Genomic DNA, 19,847 nt, shown 5'->3' on the forward strand with positions numbered 1-19,847 from the left:
ATGTCATAGACATGGTAGTGGTTAGAGCTTGGGAGACTCGGCTGCATCAATTTTACTTGACATGGGAGGGGATCTTGTTGGAGAAGATAGATATCTTTAAAGATATCGCAGAGCGAACGGGTGGCGATATTTACTTAGGGGTTGTGGGCGCTGTTCGCACTGGAAAATCAACATTTATTAAAAAGTTCATGGAGCTTGTTGTATTACCAAATATTGAAAATGAAGCGGATAAGGTTCGCGCGCAAGATGAACTACCACAATCTGCTGCAGGAAGAACGATTATGACGACAGAGCCGAAATTTGTCCCAAATCAAGCGGTGTCGATTCATGTAGATGAAGGGCTGGATGTAAATATTCGCCTGGTGGATTGTGTTGGTTATGCTGTACCCGGGGCGAAAGGATATGAGGATGAAAATGGACCAAGAATGATTCACACACCGTGGTATGAGGAGCCAATTCCTTTCCAAGAAGCTGCAGAAATTGGCACGCGAAAGGTCATTCAAGAGCACTCTACTCTTGGGGTTGTCATTACGACAGATGGCACCATCGGAGAGATTCCTCGATCAGAATATGTTGAGTCTGAAGCACGTGTCGTTGAGGAATTAAAAGAGGTTGGCAAACCGTTCATTATGGTCGTTAATAGTATCAGACCACATCACCCTGAGACAGAGCAGCTGCGGATGTCTTTAGCAGAAGAGTATGACATCCCTGTGCTAGCTATGAGCATTGAAGCGATGAGCGATTATGATATTAATAGTGTATTACGAGAAGTGTTGTTCGAATTCCCAGTGCATGAAGTGAATGTCAATTTACCAAGCTGGGTGATGGTACTAAAGAGTGATCACTGGCTTCGAGAAAATTATGAGCAGTCTGTTCGTGAGACAGTGAAAGATATTAAGCGGCTTCGTGATGTAGATCGGGTTGTAAGTCACTTTGGAGAGTTTGAGTTTATTGAAGAAGCAAGGTTAGCTGGGATTGAAATGGGGCAAGGGATTGCAGAAATTGATTTGTATGCGCCAGATGAGTTGTATGAGCAAGTGTTGAAAGAAGTGGTTGGTGTAGAAATTCGCGGTAAAGACCATCTCCTTTCATTGATGCAAGATTTTGCCCATGCGAAGTCTGAATATGATCAAGTGTCTGATGCATTACGGATGGTCAAACAAACAGGGTACGGGATTGCTGCACCGGCACTGTCGGAGATGAGTTTAGATGAACCAGAAATTATTCGCCAAGGATCACGCTTTGGTGTCCGGTTAAGAGCAGTTGCACCATCGATTCATATGGTGAAAGTCGATGTTGAATCAGAGTTTGCACCAATTATCGGTACAGAAAAGCAGAGCGAGGAATTGGTTCGTTATTTGATGCAAGACTTTGAGGAAAATCCGCTCTCAATTTGGAACTCTGACATTTTTGGCCGTTCCCTCAATTCAATTGTGAGAGAAGGGATTTCTGCCAAGCTGTCATTGATGCCAGAAAATGCCCGCTACAAACTGAAAGAGACGTTAGAGAGAATCATTAACGAAGGGTCAGGTGGTTTAATTGCCATCATCTTATAAAAAACCCGGAGCAAGAAAAAACTCATTGCACACGCGATGAGTTCTTTTTGCTTTTCTGGCGTTCTTTTGCTACGATTTAGAAGGAGCTTTAGATAGATCAGATGTCAGATTTCTGTCCTCTGATCTCTGATTTCTGATTTGATGGAGGGGCAAAGGATGATCAACCACGATAAACTACAACAGGCCGTAAAAATGATTTTAGAGGCGGTCGGAGAAGACCCAGACCGAGAAGGACTGAAAGATACTCCAAAGCGGGTAGCGAAGATGTATGGAGAAATGTTTAGCGGTCTTTATGAAGATCCATCAGAGCATTTAAAAACGGTGTTTGCTGAATCGCATGAAGAACTTGTTCTTGTAAAAGATATTCCCTTTTATTCGATGTGTGAACATCATTTGGTTCCTTTTTTTGGAAAGGCACATATTGCGTATATTCCAAGTGATGGTGTTGTCACTGGCTTGAGTAAATTGGCACGCACAGTCGATACTGTGGCACGTCGCCCCCAAGTACAAGAGCGGATGACAAAAACGTTGGCTGATACATTCATGCAAGCGTTGCAGCCTCAAGGAGTGATGGTCATTGTATCAGCCGAGCATATGTGTATGTCTATGCGTGGGATACAAAAGCCGGGCGCAAAAACGGTCACAACGGCCGTACGAGGGATGTTTGAAGAGGATGCGACAGCACGAGCAGAAGTATTGAATCTGGTACAGTAAGATGAATGTCAGTGCATCATGATTTTGATGTCAGTGCACAGTCAACATGTGCTATAATGAAGGATGTAGAGAGGATAAGAAGGATGACTAAAAAAGAGACACCTGGGCAAGTATCTGCGATGTTGGTACAAGCATTTGAGAAATTGGTTCATCATGGTGATTTAAAAGTGATAACCGAAGATGTCTCACCAGACCCGTGGTTATTATGGCTGCTATATACTGTGTTATGTGAAAAGATGCCACAAGTACGTGCGCAAGGGATTACATTGGCAGCGAGTTGTGTGGAAGCAGGCGGAGACATTCACGAGCAAGTCTCATTACAAGATCGCTTATCAGATGAGGAAAAAAGGGAGCGACAGTTATATGTATTAGCGGGCGATTATTGTAGTGCGCTATACTACGAGGCTTTAGCGGCAGTAAATGCATTTGATATGATTGCGTTATTCGGATGTACGCTACAACAAATTTATGAACAAAAAATGACAAGTTACATGAACGAGACGGTCTCTTTTGACACAAGACTTGCACAGGTGAGGGATGTACGTTCCCTTTTGACAAGAGAGATTTTAAAGCAAGTGGGTCAAGAGGCGTATGAGGGATTATTTGTAGATTATATTTTGCTTTCAGCGATGTTGAAAGAGGAGTCAGCAATTCATACACATGCGCATACACCATTGCGACTAGCATTAGCACAAGAGCGTTCATTAGATGTTCAAGCAGCGGTATGGCACGAAACAAAGATCGCGATTTGTACACGACTACGCACATATGCACATGCATTCCCACAATTTATGCCAGCGATTATAGCCATGGTGGCCATATGTGAGAAGGAGCTGCATTAAATGAAACAAACAAAAGAAGCGCGTGTCCATGAAGTCTTTCAATCTATTCATGAAAAGTATGATATGATGAATTCAGTCATTAGCTTACAGCGCCATGTTGCATGGCGGAAAGACACGATGAAGCGGATGCAAGTTACGCTGGGGGCATCTGCACTTGATGTGTGCTGCGGGACGGCAGATTGGACGATCGCTTTGGCGAAACAGGTCGGAGAAAAAGGGCGCGTCATTGGCTTGGATTTTAGTGAAAATATGCTTTCGGTTGGGCAAGAAAAAGTCGATGCGTTACGTCTCAATCAAGTTGAACTTATTTGTGGCAATGCGATGTCATTACCATATCCAGACGACACATTTGATTATGTGACCATTGGCTTCGGTCTCCGCAATGTCCCAGATTATATGCAAACGTTAAAAGAAATGCGCCGTGTCGTGAAGCCGGGTGGACAAGTCGTATGTTTAGAAACGTCAAAACCAACAATTCCTGTTTTTAAACAACTTTATTTCATTTATTTTAAGTATATGATGCCGTTCATTGGCAAAGTCTTTGTGAAAAAATATGATGAATACGCTTGGTTACAAGAGTCGACAATGTCGTTCCCAGACCGAAAGAAGTTAGCAGAGATGTTTCGTGAAGCGGGGCTTGTTGATGTGAAAGTAAAAAGTTACACGGGCGGCGTGGCAGCCATGCATGCTGGTTATAAACCGCACAAATGTAAGTCGTAGAGGGGTATCGTTGTTGTGACAAAAATAAAGTCGTTTTTGCGAATGATCAAGATTGAGCATACCATTTTCGCCTTGCCATTTGCTTTTTTAGGCATGATTCTCGGTAGTTTGATGGTGCAGGGACATGTGCCTACTGTTTGGCAATGGTTTTGGGTGACGATGGCCATGATTGGAGCGAGGAGTGCGGCAATGGCTTTGAACCGTGTCATTGACGCAACGTTTGATAAAGACAATCCACGGACAGCGAAGCGAGAAATTCCTGCCGGCAAGTTGACTGCATTTGATACGTGGATCTTCATTACTGCGTCGTTCCTGTTGTTGTTTGTGTCTGCCGCTCAGTTAAACCTTTTATCTGTCATTTTGCTGCCAATCGCAGTCTTTTTTCTCGTTTTCTATTCTTACACGAAGCGGTTTACGTGGTTGTGTCATGTTGTGCTAGGGATGACAATTGGTATCGCGCCATTAGGTGGTTGGGTGGCGGTCACGGGACAATTATCCGTTGCATCGTTTTGTTTGTTCTTTGCAGTGTTATTTTGGCTTGCCGGGTTCGACACTGTGTATGCAACGCAAGATGCAACGTATGACCGGGAGAAAGGTTTACATTCAATTCCGAGCATGTTTGGTGTGAGGCGAGCGCTCTTTATTGCACGGCTGTTTCATGTCATGAGTTTTTGTTTTTTTGTCGCACTATACTTTGTCACACCGTTAAATTGGCTATATGCATTAGGGGTATTATGTACTGGTGTAATTATGATCTACCAGCATGCAATTGTTTCAGAAAACGATTTATCAAAAGTGCAAGTGGCGTTTTTTCCAATGAACGGGACATTAAGTGTTGTGCTGTTTTTGTTTGCACTTGGAGATTTATGGTTGTTCTTTTAATTGTTCATGATGCGAGGAGGGCTGAACATGGCTTTAAAAGTTGGGGAAATTCATTATGCAAATATGCGCCCTTTCTTTGAATATATTGATCGGAACAAGTGTCGCACGGAAGGTATGACATTTATACGTGATGTGCCTGCGCAAGTGAACGAGCATTTGGCAACCGGCGCAGTCGATGTGGCAGCAATCTCATCGTTTTCTTACGGCATGCATGCGAATGAATATGTGTTATTACCTGACTTGTGTGTGAGTAGTGCAGGTGCTGTGCATTCTTTGTTGTTGTTTTCAAAAGTACCATTGCCTTCTCTCTCGGGAAACAATGTGGCACTGACAACGAGTTCTGAAACAACGGTTCATTTATTAAAGCTCATATTGAAACAGTTTTACCAAGTGGATGTGACTTATCAATTAATGCGTCCGCAATTAAGGGAGATGTTACGTGATCACGAGGCAGCACTGCTTATTGGTGATGATGCGATTGTTGCGCGGGCGCAAAGCATCGCGCCCTATGTATATGACCTCGGTGAACTTTGGTATCAATGGACAGGATTACCGATGACATACGCACTTTTTGCAGTTCGGAAAGCCGTTGCTTACGAGAAATCAACACTCGTTAGTGCGTTGTACAAGCAATTTAGGGAAAGCTATACGGAGGCACGTACGAATGTTTATGCGCAATTAAGTAAAAAGATGGCAACCAATCATCGTGTGGCGCGGCCATTTTGGCAACAATACTTTCGTGACTTATGTTACGAATGGTCAGCACCACAACAAAAAGGACTATTATATTATTTCCAACTTTGTTATGAAGAAGGATTTATACCAAACCGTGTTTCACGTATTGAAGAGTGGGGAACGGTAGGCACACAATCTTGATAAAGAAAAAACGACGCAGTATATGTGCTGCATTAGGGTGGCATTTATGGATTTAGCAAACATTTATAAGCAGTTTCAAGCAGACATTACGTATATTGAGCAAGAACTGACTCGGACCCTTGCTGCACAACACCCTGTTTTGCGAGAAGCAGCGACAGATTTGTTACGTGCGGGTGGAAAGCGGATTCGACCGGTACTCGTATTATTGGCGGGGAAATTTGGCACATATGACCTTGAGCGGCTCACCCCCATGGCAGTCGCCCTTGAGTTAATTCATATGGGTTCACTCGTCCATGATGATGTCATTGATCATGCATCTCTTCGCCGTGGGCATCCGACCGTCAAAGCGCGTTGGGATAATCGGGTGGCAATGTACACAGGTAATTATATTTTTGGTCATGCAATTGAAACGACAAAAGTATTTCACGATCAGCGTGTACATATGATTATTTCCAACGCGATGAATGAAATGTGTCGCGGAGAAATTGCACAAATTCATGACCAATATCGCTGGGATCAAAATTTCCGTACATATTTACGCCGTATTAAACGTAAAACGGCGCTGTTAATCGCAGTCAGTTGTGAGCTTGGCGCGATTGCTGCTGGTGCACCGGCACTCGTGCAACAGAAGCTCTATCAATTTGCTTACTTTATCGGCATGTCGTATCAAATTATGGATGACATTTTAGATTTTGTCGGTACAAATGAGCAGCTTGGCAAGCCAGCTGGCGGAGACTTGCGCCAAGGACATATTACATTGCCAACATTGTACGCGCTCCGAACGGACGCGCAGTTAAAAGAAATGTTGCAACGTGAGTTAACGGAACAAACGGCAAGTGACATTAATATGGAACCAATCTTATGGCGAGTGCGTGACTCTGGCGGAATTGACTACGCACAAATGATGAGCGACCGTTATTTACAAAAAGCACACGCTGCTTTACATGCACTGCCAGAGTGCGAGGCAAAAATGTATTTGACACAAGTGGCTGCGTATGTGGCGCGGCGGAAATATTGAGTGGAACCCCGAATCATAAGTGTTCTTTTTAGACAGTAAGGTTCGGGGTGCGTTTCATCCTCTCTCTGCAAAAAATACAACTTTCCCTTGTAAGCGTTTGCCAACTTTGGTATACTTAGAGGCGCTCGTGTAAATTTAACATTTAAAATGAAGTGAGGGAAAAATATGGAACGTACATATGTGATGATTAAGCCCGATGGTGTACAACGTCAATTAATTGGGAACATTGTTTCTCGGTTTGAACAAAAAGGTTTTAAGCTTGTTGCTGGAAAGTTTGTGACATTATCGAAAGAAACAGCCGAGACGCATTATGGTGAGCACCGTGAGCGCCCGTTTTTCGGTGAGTTGGTCGATTTCATTACTTCAGGACCTGTATTTGCAATGGTCTGGGAAGGAGAAAATGTTGTTAAGGTCGCGCGTACGTTGATTGGTGCAACGAACCCAGCAGAAGCAGCGCCGGGAACCATCCGTGGTGATTTGGCAGTACAAGTAGCGATGAACGTTGTCCATGGCTCTGACTCGGTCGAGAGTGCGAACCGCGAAATTGACATTTTCTTTCGTGCCGATGAATTGCAAGCGTATACGAAAGCAGGGCAAGAGTGGGTATAATATGACAGACGAAGCACATCTCTTTTAAGAGGTGTGTTTTTTCGTGTTCCTGCGGGCAAATTTTACCGAATCGTGGTACACTCATGTTATTGAACGAGCAGAGGAGAGAGACAATTGAATCAGACAGAGAAAAACCTTTATACATTAGCGGAAAAGCCAACGCTTCAGCTTACAAATTATGATCAAGTTGGTGGCTTGATTCGAAAGATCGAACAAGCACTTTATGATGTATTACAAGTACGCTACCAGCTATACCAATCGCAAGAATTTGGAAGTGCAATTGGGTTAATTCTTGAAGAGGACTTGAAACAACAAGCATCAACTGTCACACATGTCGCAAAGATTTTTGCGGAGTTGGAAAATAAGTCTTATGAATATGATGAGCTAGAAGAAGAGCCTGATTATCACATTCACTATTTCCCATACAACCATGTTTTTGCTTACAAAGAAGAAGGTGTTGCGTTTGCGCGTGTACCGATGTATCAAGAAGGAAACTTTTTCGCGATTGATCTCGTGTTCGCTACTTCAGATGAGACGATGAAAATATTTTTGCAACAGTTGCGGGCCCGGGAATGGTCGCAAAGTCGTGACCATATTTTAATGTTTTCTGATTCAGAGGAAGGCATGATTGAGAGCAAAGAACGCATTTCTACACGTATTTATCGTGAAGACGTCGTGATGGCACCGGAAGTGAAAGACGAATTATATCGTTCAATCGACCAATTCTTTGCAGAAGATCGTTCTTTTTATACAACATATAATATCCCATACAAGCGTGGGGTGCTATTATATGGGCCACCGGGGAACGGGAAGACAACATTAGTGAAGTCGATTGCAGGAAGTGTGGAAGCACCAGTCGCGTATTGGCAAATCACTGAATTTACATCTAGTGAAACGATTGATGAAGTGTTTCAAGCGGCCCGTCGCTTAGCACCACTTATTTTGGTGATTGAAGATATTGATTCGATGCCGGATCATGTCCGGTCGTTCTTTTTAAATACACTAGACGGGGCTGCTTCAAAAGAAGGGATTTTCGTCATTGGAACAACGAACTATCCAGATCGAATTGATCCGGGCTTAATGAATCGGGCAGGGCGTTTTGATCGAGCGTACGAGATCCCACTGCCAGACAAAATGTTGCGAAAAGAGTTCATTGAAAAGCGTGGGTTTGATTTGTTTTGGAATGAACGAGAACGAGAGATACTTGCTGAAAAAACGGATAAGTTTTCGTTTGCGCAAATTGGTGAGTTATACGTGACAGCCGCGATGCATTGGCATCAAACAGGTGAAGCGCATTTAGAAGAAATCATTGCTGGTATGCGGAAAGAGTTAAAGAAAAGCGAAAAGGGCACGTGGTATGAAGTGAAAAGCGGACTAGGATTTAAATAGACGGTAGTAGGAAGGAGTGGATCACCGGTGCGCTTTTTAACCGCAGGGGAATCACATGGACCACAATTAACGGCAATTGTTGAAGGGGTGCCTGCGGGCCTCACTTTAACTGCCGATGACATTAATGTTGAACTAAAGCGGCGCCAAGGTGGCTATGGTCGTGGACGCCGGATGCAAATTGAACGCGACCAAGTCCAAATCTTAAGCGGTGTGAGACATGGTTTGACAACGGGGGCACCGATTACGTTTGTCGTTGAAAATAAAGACTGGCGCAACTGGCAAGATGTGATGGGCGCTGCGCCGATTACAGAGGAAGAAGCGGGCAAGGTGCGACGTCAGGTGACGCGCCCGCGCCCGGGTCATGCCGATTTGAATGGTGCGGTGAAGTACGGCCATCGTGACATGCGCAATGTGCTCGAGCGTTCTTCGGCGCGAGAAACAACCGTACGTGTCGCGTGCGGAGCGCTTGCAAAAGTGTTGTTGCGTGCGTGTGATATCGAAGTTGCCGGGCATGTGTTAGAGATCGGCGGCGTCCAAGCACAAGCGGTTCATTACGATGGGCTTGCGGATTTACAAGCGCGTGCGGAAACGTCGGCGGTACGCTGTTTGGACGTTTCGGCAAGTGCAAAGATGATGGCAGCTATTGATGAAGCGAAGCAAGCAGGTGACTCACTTGGGGGCATCGTTGAAACGGTCGTGTCCGGCGTGCCGATTGGGCTCGGTAGCCATGTTCATTATGACCGTAAATTGGACGGGAAGATTGCCGGTGCCGTTATGAGTATTAATGCGTTTAAAGGCGTTGAGATCGGACTTGGTTTTGCGGCAGCGCGCTTGCCGGGTAGTGAAGTGCACGATGAAATTATATGGGATGCAGAGAATGGTTATATGCGGAAAACGAACCGCCTCGGTGGTTTTGAAGGTGGCATGACCACGGGGATGCCGCTCGTTGTTCGCGGTGTGATGAAGCCAATTCCGACGCTATACAAGCCACTTCAAAGCGTCGACATTGAGACGAAAGCGCCATTTGCGGCGAGTGTGGAACGATCAGATGCTTGTGCGGTTCCTGCGGCTTCCGTCGTTTGTGAAAATGTTGTAGCTTGGGAAGTTGCTTGTGCGTTGCTTGACATGTTTGGTCATGATCAGTTGTCAATCATTCAAGCAGCGGTGAAGCGACATCGCCAAGCCGCAAAGGAGTTTTAATCATGTATACGGTGGACGTAAAGACCACGACAAAAACATACCAAGTGGACATTGCTCAACATATGTTCAATCAAATGGGGAAAAACATTGAAACATATGCACCGGCGACAACGTATCTCATTGTCACTGATACAGAAGTGGCTAAGAGATATTTACAGACTTTAAAAGACACGTTCAGTCCTGAAACTCGTGTGTTGACATTTGTGGTGCCTGCAGGGGAACAGTCAAAGTCGTTTGCTCAATATGAAGCAATCCTTACGTATGCATTTTCCAATCAGCTCGACCGTGCGTCTGTCATTGTGGCATTTGGCGGTGGGGTTGTCGGCGATTTGGCCGGTTTTGTTGCTGGTACGTATATGCGCGGCATTCGCTTTGTCCAAGTCCCGACAACATTGCTTGCCCATGATGCGAGTGTCGGTGGCAAAGTGGCGATCAACTTACCTACCGGGAAAAATATCGTCGGTGTTTTTCATCAACCAGAAGCGGTCTTGTTTGACCCGGGTTTGTTGCGATCATTACCGGACAAGGAGTGGCGCTCAGGTTTTGCAGAAATTGTAAAACTTGGTTTCATTGCTGATCGTGACTTTTATAATCGGCTCAGTGCCTGTGTCACAGCACGTGTTTCCCTATCTGAAGCGGCACAGATGGAAATGATCGCATCTGCCATTCGAATCAAGGCGGCCATTGTTGCTGAAGATGAGCGCGAGCACGGGATTCGCGCATATTTAAATTTTGGTCATACAGTCGGCCATGCCCTTGAGGCTGAGCTTGGTTATGGTGTATTGACGCATGGAGAGGCAGTGGCAGTCGGTATGCGCATTGCACTCAGCGTTAGTGAAGAATTAGGGGGAGGACAGCTTCCAATTGGATCATTTACAAGTTGGTTTACAAAGCTTGGCTATGATTTGACGTTACCTGCTGACATCGACGTTGATCGTTTGTTGCAGCGTATGCATGCAGATAAAAAAGCCACTGAAGGGCATTTAGTCATGGTATTGCTGTCGGCCGTTGGAGAGGCGTATATAACGGAAGTTGATCCAACTGTTGTGAGAAAACACATTGCAGCAGCTAGAAAAGAGGTGTAAAGATGAATCAAACAGTGTATCCGAATTGCCACGGTTTACGAGGGGCCATCACTGTCCCGGGGGATAAGTCAATTTCTCACCGGGCAGTCATGTTCGGAGCAATCGCAGAAGGTGTGACGACAATTGAAGGTTTTTTACCGAGTGAAGACTGCTTACGAACAGTCGCTTGTTTCCGGGCTTTAGGTGTTGAGATTGTGGAAGATGGTTGTCACCTACGTGTTGTTGGTAAAGGATTCGCTGGACTAACGGAACCAATGGAGGTATTAGACGTCGGAAATTCAGGGACGACGCTCCGTCTTTTGCTGGGGATTTTGGCGGGGCGGCCGTTTCATGCGACGCTCGTCGGTGATGCGTCTATTGCGAGAAGGCCGATGGCACGAGTGACGCGGCCACTAAAAGAAATGGGCGCGACGATTGACGGTCGTAAAGATGGACAATATGCACCCCTCGCACTACGTGGCCGGCAATTAACAGCACACACCTATGCATCACCTGTAGCGAGTGCGCAAGTGAAGTCAGCGTTATTATTTGCGGGTTTGCAAGCGGAAGGAACGACGACGGTATCAGAACCGTATGTGTCGCGCGACCATACGGAGCAAATGCTGAATGCGTTTGGTGTTGAGCTACAGCGTAACGATTCACACGTATCCATTAGTGGTGGACAAGCCCTTCAAGCACAATCGATCAACGTACCGGGCGATATTTCTTCGGCAGCATTTTTCCTAGTAGCAGCAACGCTTGTGCCAAATAGCGAGGTCATCCTAAACAATGTTGGCGTAAACCCGACGCGTGCTGGCGTGTTGAATGTATTGAAAGAAATTGGTGGTGAATGGACGCTGAAAGATGAGCAATTACTCGGTGGCGAGCCCAGAGGAAACATTCATGTCCGCCACGCGGCTCAGTTAAAGCCTTTTCATATCTCTGGTGAACAAATTCCAACGCTTATTGATGAGATCCCAGTTTTGGCAGTGCTCGCGACGCAAATCGAAGGAACAAGCGTCATTTGTGATGCGGCAGAGTTGAAAGTAAAAGAAACAAACAGGATTGCGACAGTCATTAGTGAATTAACGAAGCTTGGGGCGCGAATTGAGGAAACAGAAGATGGCATGATCATTTATGGGGGGACGCGACTTCATGGAGGTATCGTCCAATCTCATGGTGATCATCGTTTAGCGATGGCGCTTGCTGTTGCCGCGCTTATTGCAAAAGAAGAAGTAATGATTGAAGATAGTGAGGCGGTGGATGTATCGTACCCATCATTTTTCACACATTTGTCTCGGTTATCTTCACGATGAACAGATAAAAAAGACCCCTTCGTCTGTTTGCGGAGGGGTTTAGCCATAAGCAGCTAATCATGTATGGATAGGAGTGGAGAGAAACCATACGCTACTTAGATCATAAACGAAAGCGCTTACAAAGTCAATAGACATTTTGTAAAAATGTTGGATTCTCTTCAATGACAACAGAAAATTTGTTTCTAATGGTAGTAATGGAAAAAAGTTGAACGATGCTCCTTTTTTACGCTAAAATGAAGAGGGAGTACGTAGATTGAAATGTGAAGGAGAATGTGCGTGACAATAAGAGAGCGTGTATGGCAAGCAATTGAGCAGGGAGATACAGAAGAAGGGTTGCGTATTTTAGCGCAAGCAAAGCAGACAGATGATCATGAACAACTGTTTTATGTCGCGGAGTTATATCGAGAGCTTGGGCATTTAGAAGAGGCAAAGGAAATTGTGGAGACACTGATCGGTTTGTACCCAGATGAAGGATCTCTATATATGTTTGCAGCAGAGATGATGATCGATCTTGATGAAGAGGAAGAGGCCATTGAGCTGTTATTAGAAATTCAAGCAAGTGATCAAAATTTCTTGCAAGCACAGTTATTACTGGCGGATTTATACCAATTACAGGCATTAGACGAAGTGGCTGAGCAAAAGTTGTTAGCGGCCTATAAACAAGCACCAGAGGAAATGATTTTAACTTACGCTTTAGGGGAATTTTATCTACAGCAAGGCGCATATAATAAGGCGATCCCTTATTTAAAACGGGCTTTTTATTCGGGAGAGGATTTTGGCACCATTGATGTTGGACTGGCTTTGGCAGAAGCCTACAGTGCTACGGGTCAATTTGAAGAGGCATTGGCATTATATGAGCAAAGTGCTGATGAGAAAAAAATGTCGCCGACAACGATGCATCAGTTCGGATTGACTGCGTATCAAGCAAAGGATTATGTCGTTGCGATTGAGCAATTGGAAGCAGTAAAAACGCTGGATCCAGATTTCACAAGTGTGTATGCCCCACTGGCTGCAGCATATGAGGCAGAAGGCCGTCTAGATGAAGCGTTAGAAACGGTTAAAACAGGGATGAAACTAGACGAATTCAATGATGCTTTGCCGCTGCTTGCGGGGAGACTTGCATTAAAGAAACAAGCATATGAACAAGCAGAGCCTTACTTACGGCAAGCTATGGCCCTTAATCCGGCTAATGTGGAGGCGCTGCAAGTACTCTCAATGCTGTTACGTGAGCAAGATCGTCCAGAAGAATTACTCGAGTTAATTTTACATGCCCGCGAATTTGAGGAAGTGGATGTACTTTTTACGTGGCACGAAGCATACGCTCATGCAGCGTTAGAACGCTATGATGAGGCGGCAAAGAAGTATGAAGAAGCATATATGTCGTTTCGAGAAGATGGTGACTTTTTAGCCGAGTATGGATTGTTCCTGCTTGAAGAAGGGCAACGCGCGCGTGCGCTGTTATTGTTGAGACAAGCGTTACAGCAAAATTCCGCGCGGACTGATTTAATAGAGGTGGTCGCTTCACTTGAAGCAGAGTGAAAAATGTAATTTTGTAAAAAGAAATTGCGGGGGAAAACAGGATTTGCTATCGGAAAAGGCGAATATGTAACCAAGTAAAAAGTAACCGCATCATCGGTGAGCCAACGATCTTTTGGGGGAGGGGAGAACATTGCGTAATATCGTTCCCGTTGTGGATAAAAAGGCATTTTTACGAGGTTTTCTCAAAAAGCATCAGCTGAAACGAAGAGAGTGTTCCTGGTTACTCAATTATTTAATGAATGATGATCAATTAATGGAGAAAGTGCATTTCTTGAGTTGTTGTGAGGGAACACCGAAAGCACTCATTATTTCAGCACAAGGCGTTGATCACATCCCGTTCTCTTTTCGGAAAAACGATCATGTAACGACGGATTGCGAGAAAGCATTTCATGACATCCGCTTGAATCGTACGGAAGAAGTGTACATTGAGCTACACTTTCCAGACACGGATTCATATGCACAGTATTTGTCTGTGTTAGAAGATAATCCGTATTTTCCTGATACAGAGCGTCTAGATGCTTTGGAGAAGAAAGCGGAGACAGTTTTGACGGAAGCGGTTCGGACCTTCCAGCAAGAACGGCTCCGAAAAGAAATTGATGAGGCGCTAGACGTAGGGGATAAAGAGGCTTTCATGTTGTTAACAAAAGAATTAAATGCATTGCGATAAGAACGCAAGCAGAGTCCATGAGGGCTCTGTTTTCATGTGAATAATGGTTGAAAGCACTCCCACTATTACTTGCTTTTTGTTATACTAAAAGGAGCTGGTAAATAGCGAGAGGGGGATTTCAATGCGGTTTCGAACAGATGATATGGACACATATTTGCAGTCAAAGGATTACGTAGACACGATGATGATTCCGCTTGTGCAAGTGACTTGGCAACAAGATGCAAAGCGCATTGTACAAGCAGCGGAGTTTTTAGCGTTGTTAGCAGGAGAAGTGGAGCGTCAGTTCCATGGGCGTATGATGTATTGTCCCGGATTTACATATGCGAGCATGGAGGAGATGAGTGACCATGTGGAGCGGTTAAATAAGTGGCGTGAGGAAATGAACGAAGCCGGTTTTAAGCATATACTACTGTTGACGACGGATACTACATGGAAAGAAGTTGAATCGTCTCTTTCCGGAATGAAACTACTTTTCGTTGCGCCGTTGCCGCTAGAAAGTTTGGCGGTACAAGACCAACAAGAAATGTTGTCACAACAAGTGCGTACGTTGTTACCTACATTAATGGAAGTGTGGCAGTGAGGAGTTTTCCATACCTTGAGAGAGAGTTGTGGCTTTTAATTTCCGAGAGCGTTGTTTAGCTCTCCGCTTATGAATACTTGAAATGTAGATATAAGACGAATTTTCAGAGCTAAAGAGACGATATTAGGGCAACATCTATGGACGAGAGGTTATTTTTGTGCAACAGTAGGAGATGGTTAGGGGGAGAGATTCTACGGTATTATATAGAGAATCAATCTTGAAAAAAGAGAGACGGCATTTTTAAGGTGGATGAAGTGAGTTCGGTCACACGGGGTGTGCTTAAGAGTAGGGTCTTTCAGAAGGCTTTAGTCTTGAATATGACTTCTAGTAGGTGGTAGAAGATTCTGGCCTTTAATGGTTGTTTTTGCTAACAAACTTCTGATATAATAATTTACAAATCATTGATATCTCTTTTGCAAAGGCATTGTTAAGTGAGAGCGTCTACAGCAATTCGGGGTATAGATAAAATATTAGAGAAAGGAGAGGTGTGTTGCAAATATATTTATTATGGAATTAGATGAAAGAAGATCAATCAGTAGGGCTTATGATTGATTTGGAGCGAAGAACTTTTATCAACAAATATGGAGGTATAAGACTATGAAAAAAGTAAAACAACTTACATTGCTAACAACAGCTCTTTTAACTACTTTCTTTGTTTTTGCAACAACATTTGGAGGAGAGGTTGCACATGGACAGGTAATACAAGAGAAAAATGCCATCACAAAAAATATGTCTGTACAAAGTAAGAGTACTATAAAGTATGGAGAAATGAAAAGAACGCTATCAAAGCCTGTGTCAAAATACCACGTTAGCTACTTACTTAAGGGTGGGAGATATATGGGATGGCTTTATCTACACAAGAAATGGAAGGAAGGAAACCTGTGGTATGCATCTTATTCAGGGACACTTAAAAAAGTAAAATAAAATAATAACAAAAAGAGCACATGGTCCATGTGCTCTTTTTGTTATTAGAGATTTTTCTCAAAGATCAAAGGAATAATGATTTTAAGTAGAATTATATGACTATTTCCGATGTAATCGAGAAAATTTGATATGGGTACAATGAATAGCATATATTGCGTAATGTACATACTTATAGTATGATGGATACGTCCTAGTATGATTTGCGCTAATGCGCATAGCAATGAGCAAAGCTGATTTTAGATGTTAGGAGGGGAAAAAGTGAGCGAGAAGGATCATAAAGTATCGAGACGGCAGTTTTTATCGTATACGCTCACGGGTGTCGGTGGATTTATGGCTGCCGGGATTTTAATGCCAATGGTACGATTTGCCCTAGACCCAGCGTTAAAAGCAGGCGCTGCTGGCGAAGGGGACATGCTGTATGTATGTGATGTCGATGAACTGACGGATCAACCAAAGAAATTTCCATGGAAATTTGAGCAAGTTGATTCTTGGTACACATCGACGGTGAAAAGTGAGGCGTATATTTACTTAGATGGTGAAGACATTGTCGCCCTTTCTTCTATTTGTACGCACTTAGGCTGTACAGTCTCGTATGAAGAAGCGAAAAAAGAATTTTTATGCCCATGTCACGGGGGGAGATTTGAACAAGATGGAAAAAATATTGCTGGAACACCACCGACTCGACCGCTTGATGTGTTTGACGTGAAGGTGGAAGAAGGGAAAGTGTACCTCGGTGAGAAGAAGCGAAGAGGATAAGAGGGGGTGAATGTAAATGTTACAAAAGTTGTATGATTACATTGATGAGCGCCTCGATATTACACCGATGTGGCGTGATATTGCAGACCATGAAGTGCCAGAGCATGTGAATCCAGCGCATCACTTTTCCGCGTTTGTATATTGTTTTGGCGGATTAACGTTTTTTGTGACGGTCATTCAAATTTTATCAGGGATGTTTTTAACCATGTATTATGTCCCGGATATTGTGAATGCGCATGCATCTGTATATTTTTTACAAAGTGAAGTTGCACAAGGTGTCATTGTGCGGGGGATGCATCACTGGGGTGCGAGTTTAGTGATCGTAATGATGTTTTTACATACGTTGCGCGTCTTTTTCACCGGTTCGTATAAGAAGCCGCGTGAATTGAACTGGGTTGTTGGTGTCCTAATCTTTTTTGTCATGCTCGGTCTAGGTTTGACAGGGTACTTATTACCATGGGATATGAAAGCGTACTTTGCAACGGTCGTAACGCTTGAGATTGCTGAGAGTGTGCCGCTCATCGGTGATTTTGCCAAAGCATTGCTTGCAGGGGGAGAAGTTGTTGGTGCAGCAACGTTAGCACGATTCTTTGCGATCCATGTCTTTTTCTTGCCAGCCGCGTTATTAGGTTTGCTAGGTGCACACTTTATTATGATTCGTCGTCAAGGGATTTCAGGACCATTGTAAAAGTCACAATAAGAAGGAGGTTTATTTCATGCAACGAGGAAAAGGGATGAAATATGTTGGCGACTCGCGTGTGAAAGCGGAAGGGCGCATGCGTAATGTTCCTAAAGACTACTCAGAGTATCCAGGAAAAACAGAAGCATTCTGGCCAAACTTCTTACTAAAAGAGTGGATGGTTGGTGCGGTCTTTTTAATGGGTTTTCTCGTTTTAACATTGGCTCACCCAGCACCATTAGAGTCATTAGCGGATCCGTCTGATACGGGCTACATACCGCTTCCCGATTGGTATTTCTTATTTATGTATCAGCTATTGAAATATGAATTTGCATCGGGTGCGTATAATGTATTGGGAACGGTCGTCATTCCGGGAATCGCTTTCGGTGCATTGATGCTTGTACCTTGGTTAGATACATCGAAAGAACGTCGCCCGTATCGTCGTCCGATTGCAACATCACTCATGTTGTTAGGTGTAGCTTCCGTTGTTTTTCTCACGTGGGAGTCTGTTGCGCAACATGATTGGGAAGCAGCAGCAGAGCAAGGAAAGTTGCAAGAGCCTACGGACATAGATATGGAAGCACAAGGCTATGAGATTTATGCGTCCCAACAATCGTGTATAGGTTGTCATGGTGATCAAATGACGGGTGGCGCAGGTGGTCCGAACTTGCTAGAAACGGAAAAAACACCCGAAGAAGTCATTGAGATCGTGAAGAACGGTCAAGGCGCGATGCCAGCTGACCAATTTGATGGCAATGATGAAGAACTAGAGATTTTAGCCGAGTATATTGCCAACCATGGTCAAAATCCAGAAGAATGATACCGAGGGCTACCTTCTGCTTTTTAGCAAGGGGTAGCTTTTTTGTGAGGGGTGTAAGAATGTTTGCATATATGATTGGATTACTTGGCCATCGCTACAGTTTATGGGCATTACTTATGATCAATGGGCTTGGCACGATTTACGGTTACATGTGGTATTGGAAACAACTACAAGCAACGCCGCTTGCGTTCATTCCTTTTGTACCTGACAGCCCTACTGCCAGTTTGTTTTTTGTGCTCGTACTCATTGGGTGTTTACTCAATCGACATTGGGGACTATTACAGGCGTTTGCAGCAGTGACGCTCATAAAATATGGCGTTTGGGCAGTTGTCATGAATGTGTTTCAAGTGATAGAGGGGGCACCATTCCATTGGCAAATTTGGATGCTGACATTATCGCATGCAGGTATGGCGTTACAGGCACTGTTATTTATGCCGTTTTTTCGTATTAAAGGTTGGCATTTGATGGTCGTGTTCACGTGGGTCGTATTAAATGATGTAATGGATTACTTCTTTGACATGCATCCATGGTTGAGCAGTTATATTATGCCTTATATCGGACAAATTGGTTTGTTTACTTTTGGATTGAGCTTAGCTTCTGTTGCACTTGTTTATTTTTTACGGAGACCAGAACGAAGCGAGAAAACAGAAGCGCTGGTCTCGAGTGACTGATCTTTGTATGCGACAATCTGAAAGCGGGCTTCTGAATTCTAACCTTTGTAAAGTCATATCACTCCTTTTTTTCTCATAGGATGGAGAGAACGGAAGGGGGGACAAGTGATGCGTCAATGGTTAATTGGATTGATCTTGCTAATTCTTCTTACGGTGCCAATGGTGAATGCGGCGAATACCGCTAAGGATCATCAGGCATGGAAAGAATTAAATCATATTGCTAACCAAGTGTTGCAGTTAACGAATCAAGAAAAGTATGAAGAGGCAAAGCGGTTAATGTCGTTGTTCGCGGACACCTTTTTAGCACATGAGTTTCAAGAAGAGAATTGGACCATGTCGGTACTGCGAACATTTACGATGTCTTATGAAAATGCGTTACATGCATTAACTGCTGTGCAATTGCATCCTGACGAACGTCAAAGGCAAGTGATGTCATTTCGGCTAACCGTGGATGCGTTATCTAACCGAGGTCAGCCCCTTTGGTTGCATACAGAGAAAGACATGTTACAAAAGCTTGCAGCGCTGGCGGAGGCTGTTGAGCTAGGAGAGAAACAAACGTTTTACCATCGGGTCAATGACCTCACATCTTTTTATGAAATGATCCGTCCAGCACTCAAAGTGCAGTTGCCACAAGAGGATATCGGGCGTATTGACGCAAATGTTACATTTCTTTCACATGAATCATTTACATTTGAACAAGCACCTGCACATATTGAAAAAATGAAGGAAGACTTTATAAAAGTGTATGAACAACAGTCACTTAGTCAGTTCGATCCATCGTTAATTGGTGTGATTACAACCATCGGTGGTGCCGTATTCATCGCCTTAATGTATGCAGGTGTAAAAAAGTATCGAGCAGAGAAGCGGAAAGTAAAAGCAAAACAATAGCGATATGACGTTTTGACTTTCTTTTGTATCTCCTTTATAATAAGCTTACGTCATATCGCTATTGTTTGGAAAGATTGGTGACAGCCAGTCTTTTTTATAAAGAATTTATAAAGCTTGTGTTACAAGTATTGTCTGCG

At 44.0% G+C, this 19,847-nt stretch carries 21 protein-coding genes and 1 pseudogene; all 22 read left to right on the forward strand.

What is annotated here, in order from left to right:
• Nucleotides 1-77 precede the first annotated feature (77 nt).
• The 22 genes and pseudogenes from spoIVA (at nt 78) to BLT29_RS06970 (ending at nt 19,710) form a co-directional block, all read left to right on the forward strand.
• Nucleotides 78-1,556, forward strand: coding sequence for a stage IV sporulation protein A (gene spoIVA, locus BLT29_RS06870; protein WP_090775573.1), 1,479 nt, complete (start codon nt 78-80; stop codon nt 1,554-1,556).
• Between the two features lie 156 nt (nt 1,557-1,712).
• A complete protein-coding gene (gene folE, locus BLT29_RS06875; protein WP_090775574.1) occupies nt 1,713-2,270 on the forward strand; it encodes a GTP cyclohydrolase I FolE in 558 nt (185 codons plus the stop codon).
• 83 nt (nt 2,271-2,353) lie between these two features.
• A complete protein-coding gene (locus tag BLT29_RS06880) occupies nt 2,354-3,112 on the forward strand; it encodes a heptaprenyl diphosphate synthase component 1 (protein ID WP_176763844.1) in 759 nt (252 codons plus the stop codon).
• Nucleotides 3,113-3,832 carry a demethylmenaquinone methyltransferase gene (locus tag BLT29_RS06885; RefSeq protein WP_090775576.1) on the forward strand — a complete coding sequence of 240 codons (720 nt, stop codon included), beginning with the start codon at nt 3,113-3,115 and terminating at the stop codon, nt 3,830-3,832. It abuts the gene before it with no gap.
• A gap of 15 nt (nt 3,833-3,847) precedes the next feature.
• The gene (locus tag BLT29_RS06890; protein ID WP_176763845.1) at nt 3,848-4,714 is read left to right on the forward strand and encodes a UbiA-like polyprenyltransferase; all 867 of its coding nucleotides are present in this window, start codon (nt 3,848-3,850) and stop codon (nt 4,712-4,714) included.
• A 27-nt stretch (nt 4,715-4,741) separates the two neighbouring features.
• The gene (locus BLT29_RS06895) at nt 4,742-5,590 is read left to right on the forward strand and encodes a menaquinone biosynthetic enzyme MqnA/MqnD family protein (RefSeq protein ID WP_176763846.1); all 849 of its coding nucleotides are present in this window, start codon (nt 4,742-4,744) and stop codon (nt 5,588-5,590) included.
• A 46-nt stretch (nt 5,591-5,636) separates the two neighbouring features.
• On the forward strand, nt 5,637-6,608 hold the full coding sequence (gene hepT / locus BLT29_RS06900; RefSeq protein WP_090775578.1) for a heptaprenyl diphosphate synthase component II: 972 nt from the start codon (nt 5,637-5,639) through the stop codon (nt 6,606-6,608).
• Between the two features lie 165 nt (nt 6,609-6,773).
• A complete protein-coding gene (ndk, locus tag BLT29_RS06905; protein ID WP_090775579.1) occupies nt 6,774-7,217 on the forward strand; it encodes a nucleoside-diphosphate kinase in 444 nt (147 codons plus the stop codon).
• 114 nt (nt 7,218-7,331) lie between these two features.
• Nucleotides 7,332-8,606, forward strand: coding sequence for an AAA family ATPase (locus BLT29_RS06910; RefSeq protein WP_090775580.1), 1,275 nt, complete (start codon nt 7,332-7,334; stop codon nt 8,604-8,606).
• Nucleotides 8,607-8,633: 27 nt separating this feature from the next.
• The gene (aroC, locus tag BLT29_RS06915) at nt 8,634-9,806 is read left to right on the forward strand and encodes a chorismate synthase (protein WP_090775581.1); all 1,173 of its coding nucleotides are present in this window, start codon (nt 8,634-8,636) and stop codon (nt 9,804-9,806) included.
• A 2-nt stretch (nt 9,807-9,808) separates the two neighbouring features.
• Nucleotides 9,809-10,891, forward strand: a complete 1,083-nt coding sequence (gene aroB, locus BLT29_RS06920; RefSeq protein ID WP_090775582.1) for a 3-dehydroquinate synthase — start codon at nt 9,809-9,811, stop codon at nt 10,889-10,891.
• A gap of 2 nt (nt 10,892-10,893) precedes the next feature.
• Complete coding sequence (aroA, locus tag BLT29_RS06925; RefSeq protein ID WP_090775583.1) at nt 10,894-12,186, forward strand: 3-phosphoshikimate 1-carboxyvinyltransferase; 1,293 nt, start codon at nt 10,894-10,896, stop codon at nt 12,184-12,186.
• A 270-nt stretch (nt 12,187-12,456) separates the two neighbouring features.
• On the forward strand, nt 12,457-13,725 hold the full coding sequence (locus BLT29_RS06930; protein ID WP_090775584.1) for a tetratricopeptide repeat protein: 1,269 nt from the start codon (nt 12,457-12,459) through the stop codon (nt 13,723-13,725).
• Between the two features lie 130 nt (nt 13,726-13,855).
• Complete coding sequence (locus tag BLT29_RS06935) at nt 13,856-14,392, forward strand: ReoY family proteolytic degradation factor (RefSeq protein WP_090775585.1); 537 nt, start codon at nt 13,856-13,858, stop codon at nt 14,390-14,392.
• Nucleotides 14,393-14,513: 121 nt separating this feature from the next.
• The gene (locus tag BLT29_RS06940; protein ID WP_090775586.1) at nt 14,514-14,972 is read left to right on the forward strand and encodes a YpiF family protein; all 459 of its coding nucleotides are present in this window, start codon (nt 14,514-14,516) and stop codon (nt 14,970-14,972) included.
• Nucleotides 14,973-15,066: 94 nt separating this feature from the next.
• Nucleotides 15,067-15,143: pseudogene (locus tag BLT29_RS14070) on the forward strand (transposase); the annotation flags it as partial.
• A gap of 426 nt (nt 15,144-15,569) precedes the next feature.
• Nucleotides 15,570-15,896, forward strand: coding sequence for a hypothetical protein (locus tag BLT29_RS06945; protein WP_090775587.1), 327 nt, complete (start codon nt 15,570-15,572; stop codon nt 15,894-15,896).
• 258 nt (nt 15,897-16,154) lie between these two features.
• A complete protein-coding gene (locus BLT29_RS06950) occupies nt 16,155-16,652 on the forward strand; it encodes a Rieske (2Fe-2S) protein (RefSeq protein WP_090775588.1) in 498 nt (165 codons plus the stop codon).
• A gap of 16 nt (nt 16,653-16,668) precedes the next feature.
• Nucleotides 16,669-17,340 carry a menaquinol-cytochrome c reductase cytochrome b subunit gene (gene qcrB / locus BLT29_RS06955; RefSeq protein WP_090775589.1) on the forward strand — a complete coding sequence of 224 codons (672 nt, stop codon included), beginning with the start codon at nt 16,669-16,671 and terminating at the stop codon, nt 17,338-17,340.
• A gap of 28 nt (nt 17,341-17,368) precedes the next feature.
• Nucleotides 17,369-18,151 (forward strand): menaquinol-cytochrome c reductase cytochrome b/c subunit, encoded by a 783-nt coding sequence (locus tag BLT29_RS06960; RefSeq protein ID WP_090775590.1) that lies wholly within the window; start codon nt 17,369-17,371, stop codon nt 18,149-18,151.
• A gap of 59 nt (nt 18,152-18,210) precedes the next feature.
• Nucleotides 18,211-18,822, forward strand: a complete 612-nt coding sequence (locus BLT29_RS06965; protein ID WP_090775591.1) for a DUF1405 domain-containing protein — start codon at nt 18,211-18,213, stop codon at nt 18,820-18,822.
• A gap of 108 nt (nt 18,823-18,930) precedes the next feature.
• Nucleotides 18,931-19,710 (forward strand): sporulation protein YpjB, encoded by a 780-nt coding sequence (locus BLT29_RS06970; protein WP_090775592.1) that lies wholly within the window; start codon nt 18,931-18,933, stop codon nt 19,708-19,710.
• The last annotated feature ends 137 nt before the right edge of the window (nt 19,711-19,847 follow it).

Source organism: Shouchella lonarensis, assembly GCF_900096965.1.
Lineage (GTDB): Bacteria > Bacillota > Bacilli > Bacillales > Bacillaceae_D > Shouchella > Shouchella lonarensis.